Source organism: Sphingomonas sp. (assembly GCF_051962185.1).
Lineage (GTDB): Bacteria > Pseudomonadota > Alphaproteobacteria > Sphingomonadales > Sphingomonadaceae > Sphingomonas.
In genome coordinates this window covers 1-9,766 of sequence record NZ_JBQCCN010000010.1, presented here as the reverse complement: position 1 = coordinate 9,766, position 9,766 = coordinate 1, and the positions used below count along the sequence as shown (strand labels likewise).

Annotated in this window: 6 protein-coding genes; 4 read left to right on the top strand and 2 right to left on the bottom strand. The window is 67.4% G+C overall.

All coding sequences use genetic code 11. The features are described from left to right. Positions 1 to 410 (bottom strand): SIS domain-containing protein (locus tag ACTHJR_RS00795; protein WP_440521131.1); only part of this gene is annotated, 410 nt, incomplete at its 3' end. 37 nt (positions 411 to 447) lie between these two features. Continuing rightward, entirely contained in the window at positions 448 to 1,182 is a 735-nt protein-coding gene (locus ACTHJR_RS00790; RefSeq protein ID WP_440521130.1) for a GntR family transcriptional regulator, read from the bottom strand. A 234-nt stretch (positions 1,183 to 1,416) separates the two neighbouring features. Here ACTHJR_RS00790 and ACTHJR_RS00785 point away from each other — a divergent pair, with 234 nt between their 5' ends. The 4 genes from ACTHJR_RS00785 to ACTHJR_RS00770 all read left to right on the top strand — a co-directional run. Then, positions 1,417 to 4,200: a TonB-dependent receptor gene (locus ACTHJR_RS00785; protein ID WP_440521129.1), complete on the top strand. Its 2,784-nt coding sequence runs from the start codon at positions 1,417 to 1,419 to the stop codon at positions 4,198 to 4,200. A gap of 37 nt (positions 4,201 to 4,237) precedes the next feature. Then, entirely contained in the window at positions 4,238 to 6,490 is a 2,253-nt protein-coding gene (locus ACTHJR_RS00780; RefSeq protein ID WP_440521128.1) for a family 20 glycosylhydrolase, read from the top strand. Next, positions 6,487 to 8,958, top strand: a complete 2,472-nt coding sequence (gene ptsP / locus ACTHJR_RS00775) for a phosphoenolpyruvate--protein phosphotransferase (protein WP_440521127.1) — start codon at positions 6,487 to 6,489, stop codon at positions 8,956 to 8,958. Before ACTHJR_RS00780 ends, ptsP begins: the two co-directional genes overlap by 4 nt. Next, on the top strand, positions 8,955 to 9,766 hold an 812-nt coding region (locus ACTHJR_RS00770), incomplete at its 3' end, for a PTS transporter subunit EIIC (protein WP_440521126.1). The genes ptsP and ACTHJR_RS00770, both read left to right, overlap by 4 nt.

Here is a 9,766-nt window from a genome sequence, read left to right as displayed (position 1 = left end):
CCGGCGGCGAGCGGCAGGAAGGTGTCGGCCATTGCCGCCAGCGGCGAGCTCTCGTCATTGACCAAGGCGACCAATTGCGCGCCGCCCGTCTTGCCGGTCTCGGCAGCCGCGATCAGATCGGGGCTCCGGCCCGACTGCGAGATCGCCAGCATCAGGGTGCCGGTATAATCGGGAGCGGACTCGTAGACCGACGCGACCGAGGGCGCCGCCGAGCTGGTCAGCAGCCTGAGATGTGTCTCGACCAGGTAGCGCGCGACAGTGGCGGCGTTGTCGGAGCTGCCCCTCGCCAGCGTCACCACCGCGCGCGGCGGATCGCGGCGCAGTGCCGCGGCCAGCGCGGTGCGCGCCTCGCGCTGGCGCTCAGCCTGGCGGGCGACGGCGGCGGCCGATTCGGCGGCCTCGGCGAACATCAACGTATCCTGGGGGAGAAGCGGCACTGCGGCGGACTCAGGCTGGCGGGACGTTCAGTTCGGCGACGAAGTCATAGGCGTCACCTCTATACCATGATTTGGTGAATTCGACCGTGCGCCCGTCCTGGGTATAGCCGCGCCGCTCGATTTCGAACGCAGGCGAGTTGCGGTCGATCTTGAGCAATTCGGCCTGTTCGTCGGTGAACAGTACCGCGCGAAAGCGTTGCAGCACGCGGACCGGACGGTCCGGGCCAAGTGCTTCGTACAGCGATTCGGTGACCGCATCGAGGCTGTGCAGCGAGCTCGCCGGCACGGTCGCATATTCGAGTGCCATCGACACGCCGTCGGCATAGCGGATGCGGGTGAAGCGATAGACCTGGCTACCGGGGCTGAGGCCCAGCGCCATCGCCTCGTCGGGGGCGACTGCGCCCTCGGTGCGGGCGAGCCATTCGCTGTGCGGTGCGCGGCCGCGCGAAATCATGTCCTCGGTGAAAGACGAGATGGTCGCGAAATTCTTCTCGACGCGGGCGGCGACGAAGGTTCCGGCGCCCTGGCGGCGCGTCAGCAGCCGGGCATCGACCAGGCCGTCGAGCGCCTTGCGTACCGTCACGCGCGAGATGTTGTAGGCCGAAGCGAGGTCGCGTTCGGGCGGCAACGCCTCGTCCGGCGTCAGGACCTGACGCTCGATCGCGCTGCGAAGCACGCGCTGCAGCTGCTGGTACAGCGGCGCCGTATCCCCTTCCGGCAGCTTTCCTACGCGATCGACGAACATGGCGGATAACCCCCTGACGCTGCTTTCCTTAGGCCATTCGATAATGCCATTTCAATACCAAAAAGCGATATATTCGCACTGGTATTGATTTTGGTATTGCAATTTAATGACCAATGCGCCTTTATGGCCTCCGCAACGCGCTCGATCCGGCGACGAAACGAGACCGGACGAGCCAGACAGGGACGGTTGGTCGTGTTTTGGTACGATCCAATCCAGGGTTTGAAGGGGAAGATCATGGTCAATTTCCAAGCCAAGACGCGCCGGGCGATGTTCGCCTGTACCGCAAGCGTACTCGCGCTGACTATGGCCGCGCCCGGTTTCGCGCAAACCGCGCCCGCGGCGACCGCGCCGGCGGATGGCGGCAGCGGCCAGGCCAGCGGCGATGCTCAGGATCAGAGCAAGGATATCATCGTCAACGGCATCCGCGCGTCGATCCAGGCGTCGCTCGACGCCAAGCGCGACAACGACATGGTGTCCGAAGTCGTCACCGCGCAGGACATCGGCAAATTCCCCGACAAGAACGTCGCCGACTCGCTCGGCCGCTTGACCGGCGTCAACGTCGTCACCGGTTCGGCTTCCGCCGGCGGCTTCGGCGAGAACCAGTCGGTCTCGATTCGCGGCACCGACCCGACGCTCAACCTGACCCTGCTCGACGGCCATTCGGTCGCTACCGGCGACTGGTTCGTGCTCGACCAGACCAGCGGCGGGCGCAGCTTCGATTTCAGCCTGTTGCCGTCGGAAATCGTCGGCAAGCTCGAGGTCTATAAATCGTCGGAAGCCGACCTGGTGGAAGGCGGCATCGGCGGCACGATCAATCTCTACAGCCGCCGCCCGCTCGACTTGCCGGCCAATTCGTTCAGCCTGACCGCGCAGGCCAATTACAACGACCTCGCCGACAAGGTGAAGCCGCAGGTGTCCGGCCTCTACAGCTGGAAGAATCAGGACGGCACGTTCGGCATCCTGCTCGCCGGCTATTATCAGGAGCGCGAATTCCGCCGCGATGGCCCGGAATTCCTCGGCTACACGACCTACAACAATTTCGCCGGCACCAATCAGACGGTAACCGCGCCCAACCTCATCGGTGCCGCCTATTTCACCCAGAAGCGCGTCCGCAAGGGCGGCACCGTCGCTCTGCAATACAAGCCGAACGACCAGTTCGAAGTGACGCTCAACGGCATCTACACGCGGATGGACGCCAATAACGTCAACCGCAACTCGATGGCCTGGATCAGTCGCGTGATCGGCAACAATTCGACGCCGGGGATCGACCCGGTGACGGGTCTCCCGCGTCCCTATGCCCTGGCCAATTACAGCGTGACGAACGGTTATCTGACCGCCGCGTCGTGGAACGCGCTCGACGTGAACGGCAACCCGATCCAGGGCCGCGTCCAGGACGACATCTTCCGCGACGCTTATTCGTCGACCTGGGTCATCAATCTCGAGACCAAGTGGAATCCGACCGATCGCCTGACCCTGTCGGGCGAGGTCGGCTATACCAAGGGCGAAGGCGCCACCAAGGACACCTACGCCTGGGAAACCTATTGGAATACCGGGGTCAATTACGCGATTAATGGTAAGGGCGCAGCGGTCAATTACCCCGGCCTGCCGACCGATCCGACGTCGGCCGCCTATCTCAACAATTACTACAGCTGGTCATGGGGCGGCCGCATCCTGTCGCCCGATTCCGAAACCTATGTCCGGGCCGATGCCGAATACAAGTTCGACGGCGACTTCCTGAAATCGATCAAGATCGGCGGGCGCTATACCAACCACAAGCGCGCGGTCGATTACACCGCCTATTCCTGGCCCGGCAACGGCCTCTATTCGGGCACCAACACGATCGGCCTGGGCACGGTCTATGCCGGTGGCGCGACGCCCGACAATTTCCTCGACGGGATGGTCGACTTCCCGCCTTATACCGTGGCCGACAAGGCCAAGGTGCTGGCCGAACTCGCGACCAACGGCGGCCGCATCTTCGACTTCTATCCGCAGGCGAGCTTCTCGGTGAAGGAGAAGACCGAGGCGGTGTATGCGATGGCCAAGCTGGGCAGCGAGGAAGGCAGCTGGCGCGGCAATATCGGCGTGCGGGCAGTCCGCACCGAGCTTGAAACCACGCAATATACGCCGAACCCGTTGGCGGCCGGCGGGCTCGAGCGCGTCAACTCGATCTTCTGTCCGCTGCAGGCGGACGGAAAGAATTGGTGCGACACCAATCACGTCAACCGCAGCTATTGGGACATCCTGCCGAGCGCCAATTTGACGTTCAAGGCGGCGCCCAACCTGTTGCTGCGTGCCAGCGCGGCGAGGACGATGACGCGGCCGGGCTATGCCCAATTGGCCGGCGCGTTCACGGTCAGCGACCTCGCGCTCACCGGGACGGCGGGCGGCAACCCGTATCTGAACCCGACCCGGGCGTGGAATTTCAACGTCGCGGCGGAATATTATTACGCCAGACAGGCGCTGTTCTCGGTCAATCTGTTCTACCTCGACATCGACTCCTACGTCACCTCGACGACCACCACGCGTTTCCTGATCACGCAGCAGCACCCGGCGGGCGCGAACTTCCTGATCCAGGGACCGGTCAACGGACAGGGCGGCACCAACAAGGGCGTCGAGATCAACTGGCAGCAGCCGATCTATGGCGGATTCGGCCTGCTCGCGAACTATACCTATGCCGATGCCAAGGCGAGCAACGGCGACGTCATCGACGGCGCGTCGAAGCATACGTTCAACGTCACCGCCTATTACGAAAACTCGCTGATCTCGACGCGCTTCGCTTATACGTTCCGGTCGAAATTCCGCTCGGGAATCGATCGCGCGACGCCGATGTGGCAGGCCGATTTCGGCACGCTCGACGGCTCGCTGACGATCAACCTGACCAAGAATTTCGCGCTGACCGCCGACGCGCAGAACCTGCTCAACCACAAGCTCTATTACTTCGTGGGCGATCCCTCGATCCCGCGCGCCTATTACAATAACGGGCGCACGTTCTGGATCGGCGGCAAGGTCCACTTCTAAGTTGTCGCGCATCGGCAAGACCGCATAGGATCACCCGATGCGCACCACCCTGTTCGCCGCCGTCATGTTGTCGAGCGTGCCGGCGGCGGCACAATCCGCACCCACCCTCCCCTTGCTGCCGATGCCCGCGACGGTGACGTCGCAGGCCGGCAGCTTTTCTTTCGCCCGTGCCGCGATCGCCGCGGACGATGCCGGCGGCACGGCGGCCGCGCGGCGGCTGGCCGAGCTCGTCGCGCGCACCGGCGGGCCGAAGCTCGCGCTGGCGAGGAACGGGACGATCCGCTTCCGCCGCGACCCGTCGATCAAGGGCGCGGAAGCCTATCGGCTGCGCGTGACCCCTGCGGGGGTGGCCGTGTCAGCCTCGACCGATGCCGGGCTTTATTACGGCGCAACCACGCTCTGGCAGTTGATCGCGGGGTCGACCAATGGCCGGCTCGGCGCGGTCGCGATCGACGATGCGCCGACCTTCGCGTGGCGCGGCGTGATGCTCGATTCCGCGCGGCACTTTCAGCCGCCCGCCTACGTCAAGCAACTCATCGACCGCATGGCGATGGAGAAACTCAATGTCCTCCATTGGCACCTGACCGACGATCAGGGGTGGCGGATCGAGATCGACCGTTACCCGCGCCTGACCGAAATAGGCGCGTGGCGGCAGCCGGCCGGCGCGGCGGGGGTCGATGCCAAGACCGGCAAGCCGGTGCGCTATGGCGGCTTCTACACCAAAGCCGAAATACGCGAGATCGTCGCTTACGCCGCCGCGCGCCACATCACTGTGGTGCCGGAACTCGACATGCCCGGCCACGCGACCGCGGCGATCGCGGCCTATCCCGAACTGGGGTCGAGCCCGACCCCGCCCAGGGTGCCGAGCTCGGACTGGGGCGTGATGTACAACCTCTACAATACGGAGGATTCGACCTTCACGTTCCTGACTAACGTGCTCGACGAAGTGCTCGACCTGTTCCCCTCGACCTATGTGCATGTCGGCGGTGACGAGGCGGTCAAGGATCAGTGGAAGGCCGATCCCCGTGCCCAGGCCCGGATCAAGGCGCTCGGTCTCAAGAACGAGGAGCAATTGCAGGGCTGGTTCGTCGCGCGGCTCGGCGATTACCTGCAGAAAAAGGGACGGCGGCTGGTCGGCTGGGACGAGATTCTCGACGGCAACGTGCCCCAATCGGCGACGGTGATGTCGTGGCACGGCGTCGACGGCGCGGTCGCCGCCGCCAAGGCCGGGCACGATGCGATCCTGTCGCCCTCGCCCGATTTCTACCTCGACCACATCCAGAGCGAATCGGGTGACGAACCACCGGGGCGCGGCGGGGTGATGGACTGGAAGCATATCTACACGTTCGATCCCGCGCCCGCCGCGCTCGACGCCGAACAGCGGCGGCATCTGCTCGGGGTACAGGTCAATCTGTGGACCGAGCATGTCCGGCTGACCGCTTATGCCGACCGCATGTTGTGGCCGCGCGCCGCGGCGCTCGCCGAACTCGGCTGGACGCCGGCGGCGAAGCGCGACTGGAACGGGTTCGCGGCGCGGCTGCCGGCCGAATTCGCGCGTTACAAGCGGCTGGGGTTCGCCTACAACATGACTCCGCTCGAGCCCTTGGCGAGCTTCGACGGCGAAGGTGGAAAGCTGGGCGTCAAGCTGCGCCAGCCGGCCGATATCGGAACGTTGCGCTACACCATCGACGGCAGTGCGCCGACCGCCGCGTCGCCGGCCTATGACGGCGCGCTAGCCCTGCCCGAAGGCACCAGGCTGCGCGCGCGTGCCTTCGCCGGCGGCGTGCCGCTCGGGACCGGGCGCGACTGGACGGTGACCGGCGCCTTGCTCCGGACGCGCGGGGCGGCCGATCTGGAATTATGCTCGTCGGGCGTGGCGCTGCGGCTGGAGGATGACGGCGCGACCGATGGCGTGCGCCGGATCCATTGGGGCAATATCATGCATCCCTGCTGGATCTGGAAGCGCGCCGATCTCGACGGCATCGCCTCGATCACCGCCGAGGTCGGGCAAGTACCGTTCAACTTCTCGATCGGCGAGGCTTTGGCCAAGGTGGTGTTCGACAAGCCGCGCACGCCGACCGGTGAACTCGAGGTGCGGCTGGATGGCTGCACCGGGCCGGTCGTCGCCAGCATCCCGCTGGGCGCGGCGGTGCGCAACACCGGGGTCAGCACGATCAGCGGATCGCTGCCCCCGCAACGGGGACGCCACGATCTGTGCATGACCTTCACCCAGACCGGCCCCGACCCTTTGTGGATGCTCGACCGACTGACCCTGAGCCCGGCGCGATGAGCGTCACGATCGCGAGCCCGCTGGCGGGCTGGGCGACGCCGCTGAGCGACGTGCCCGATCCGGTGTTCGCCGAGAAGATGCTGGGCGACGGCGTCGCGATCGACCCGGTCGAGGGGCGGCTGGTCGCGCCGGGTGCGGGGACGGTGCTGTCGGTTCATCCGGCGGGGCATGCGGTGACGCTGGAGCTCGATGCCGGACCGGTGCTGCTGCTGCATATCGGGCTGGAGACGGTCGGGCTGGGCGGCGCGGGGTTCGCGCCAAAGGTGACCGACGGCCAGCGCGTGGCGGCGGGCGACCTGCTCGTCGAATTCGACCTCGACCGGCTGGCGCGGATGGCGAAGAGCCTCGTCACGCCGGTGATCGTCACCAATGGAGAGGCGTTCGCGGTCGAAGCGCCGGTCGCGAACCGCGCGGTCGTGGCGGGCGAGCCGGTGATGCATTTCCGCGCGCTGGGCGAGGCGGTCGCGGCGGCGGGGGCGGCGGGGCCGGTCGTCAGCCGGACGCTCGACCTGCCGCTCGCGCATGGGCTGCACGCGCGGCCGGCGGCGCGGATCGCGCAGCTCGCTTCGGGCTATCCGGGGACGATCGAGATCGTCGCGCCGTCGGGACGCGTGGCGTCGGCGCGGAGCGCTGTGGCGATGCTCGCGCTGGCGTTGCCGCACGGCGCGGCGATCGTCGTGCGCGGCAGCGATGCCGACGGGGTCGCGGCGGTCGTAGATCTGCTGGCGAGCGGGATGGGCGAGTTGCTGCCGGTCGCGCCTCCACCCATGGCCGCGCCTGCCGCGCCGGTCGACCTGCCGTCGGTGCTGAAGGGCGTGGTCGCGGTGGCGGGCACCGCGATCGGCCCGGCGTTCCGGCCGGTCGATCCGGTCGCGGAGATTGCCGAACAGGGCGCCGGCGTCGAGGCGGAACGTGCCGCCTTGGCCGCGGGCAAGACCAAGATACGCGCGGAACTCGCGGCCGATGCCGCGGGCGAGGGCGATCGCGCGGGAATCGCGGCGGCGCATCTCGTGCTGCTCGACGATCCCGAACTGGCCAAGGCTGCCGATGCCGCCATCGCGGCGGGCAGGAGCGCGGGCTTCGCCGGGCGCCAGGCGCTCGCCGGCTATGTCGAACAATTGCGCGGCGCTGGCGATGCACGCTTCGCCGAACGGATCGACGATTTCAACGATCTCGGGCGTCGCGTGGTGCTGGCGATCCATGGCGCGCCGGAGCAGGCGCCGCCGCCGCCGGGCGCGATCCTGATAGCTGACGAGCTCTATCCGTCGCAGCTGATGGCGCTGGGCGATGCCGGGCTGGCGGGGATCGCCACCGCGCGCGGCGGGACGACCTCGCACGTCGCGATCATCGCGGCGGGGATGGCGCTGCCGATGCTGGTGTCGCTCGGCGACGCGCTGGCGCGGGTCGAGCCGGGCCGCGAGCTGGTGATCGAGGACGGCGCGCTGCGTATCGCGCCCGATGCGGCGGCGGCGGTGGCGGCGCGCGCGCGGATCGAGACGCGGCGGTCGCGGCGACAGGCTGCGCTGGCGCATGCCCAGGAGCCGGCAGTCACCACCGACGGCACGCGGATCGAAGTGGTCGTCAATCTCGGCTCGGCCGTCGATGCCCGTGCGGCAGTGGCCGAAGGGGCCGAGGGCTGCGGGCTGCTGCGCACCGAATTCCTGTTCCTCGACCGCGCGACGGCACCTGACGAGGAAGAGCAGCGCGCGGCCTATCAGGCGATCGCCGATGCGCTCGGCGACCGGCCGCTGATCGTCCGCACGCTCGATATCGGGGCGGACAAGCCGGCGCCGTATATCGCGATCGCGGCGGAAGAGAATCCGGCGCTCGGCCTGCGCGGCATCCGCCTCCAGCTCGCGCGGCGCGACCTGCTCGATACGCAGCTTCGTGCCTTGCTGCGGGTCGAGGCACGCGGCGCGCTCAAGCTGATGCTGCCGATGGTCGCCGACCGTGCCGAGCTGATCGAAACGCGCGAGGCGCTTGCCCGGCTAGCGAGCGAACTCCGCGTCGGGGCCCCTGAGCTCGGCATCATGATCGAGACCCCGGCGGCGGCGCTGACCGCTGCGGCGCTGGCGGCGGAGGCTGACTTCTTCTCGATCGGCAGCAACGACCTGTCGCAATATGCACTCGCGCGCGACCGCACCAACCCGGCGGTCGCGGCGGGGCTCGACGGCCTGCACCCTGCGGTGTTGCGGCTGATCGACGAAACCGTGCGGGGCGGCGCCGCGCATGGGCGCTGGACGGGCGTGTGCGGCGGGCTCGCGGCGCAGCCCGAGGCCATTCCTTTGCTGATCGGCTTGGGGGTCAGCGAATTGTCGGTGCCGGGGGCGGCGGTCGCCGAGACCAAGGCGCTGGTCCGCACGCTCGATTTTTCCCGCTGCCGCGCGGTCGCCGCGCAGGCTCTATCCGCGCCTGACGCCGATGCCGTCCGCGCGCTCGTCCGTTCTTTGTCGGAGCAAGGCCAATGAAGCTCTCGCTGCAATCGCTCCAGCCGCTCGGCCGCGCGCTCATGCTGCCGATCGCGGTGCTGCCGATCGCCGGCCTGTTGCTGCGGCTCGGCGCTCCCGATCTGCTCGACATCCCGTTCGTCGCCGCGGCCGGCGGGGCGATCTTCGACAATCTCGGTCTGTTGTTCGCGCTCGGCATCGGGGTCGGCATCGCCAGGGACAATAACGGCGCGGCGGGGCTGGCGGGACTGGTCTGCTTCCTGGTCGCGACGCGCGGGGCGATGACCTGGCTCAACGTCCCGCCCGAGACCACCGCCAACATGGGCAAGGACATCGCCGCGCTGGCCGATGCGGCGTGGCGCGACGGGGCGATCGGGAAATTGTCGGTGCCGATCGGCATCGTCTCGGGGCTGCTCGCGGGGGCGTTCTACAATCGCTTTTCGACGATCAAATTGCCCGATTATCTGTCCTTCTTCGGCGGGCGGCGGTTCGTGCCGATCCTGTCGGGCCTGGCCGGGCTGGTGCTCGCTGCGATCGTCGGGTTCGGCTTCGAGTACATCGACCGCGGTATGAACATCCTCAGCTACGGCGTCGTCCAGTCGGGGACGACCGGCCTGTTCGTCTATGGCGTGCTCAACCGGTTGCTGATCGTGACCGGGCTGCACCATGTGCTCAACAACGTCGCCTGGTTCATCATCGGCGATTTTCAGGGCAAGACAGGCGACCTCAACCGCTTCTTCGCGGGCGATCCGAGCGCGGGAGGCTTCATGTCGGGCTTCTTCCCGGTCATGATGTTCGGCCTGCCCGCAGCTTGCCTCGCCATGTACCG

Excerpts from the sequence above, each read along its gene's own strand:
- ACTHJR_RS00790 (WP_440521130.1), bottom strand. The coding sequence starts at position 1,182 with ATGTTCGTCGATCGCGTAGGAAAGCTGCCGGAAGGGGATACGGCGCCG.
- ptsP (WP_440521127.1), top strand. The coding sequence starts at position 6,487 with ATGAGCGTCACGATCGCGAGCCCGCTGGCGGGCTGGGCGACGCCGCTG.
- ACTHJR_RS00780 (WP_440521128.1), top strand. The coding sequence starts at position 4,238 with ATGCGCACCACCCTGTTCGCCGCCGTCATGTTGTCGAGCGTGCCGGCG.
- ACTHJR_RS00785 (WP_440521129.1), top strand. The coding sequence starts at position 1,417 with ATGGTCAATTTCCAAGCCAAGACGCGCCGGGCGATGTTCGCCTGTACC.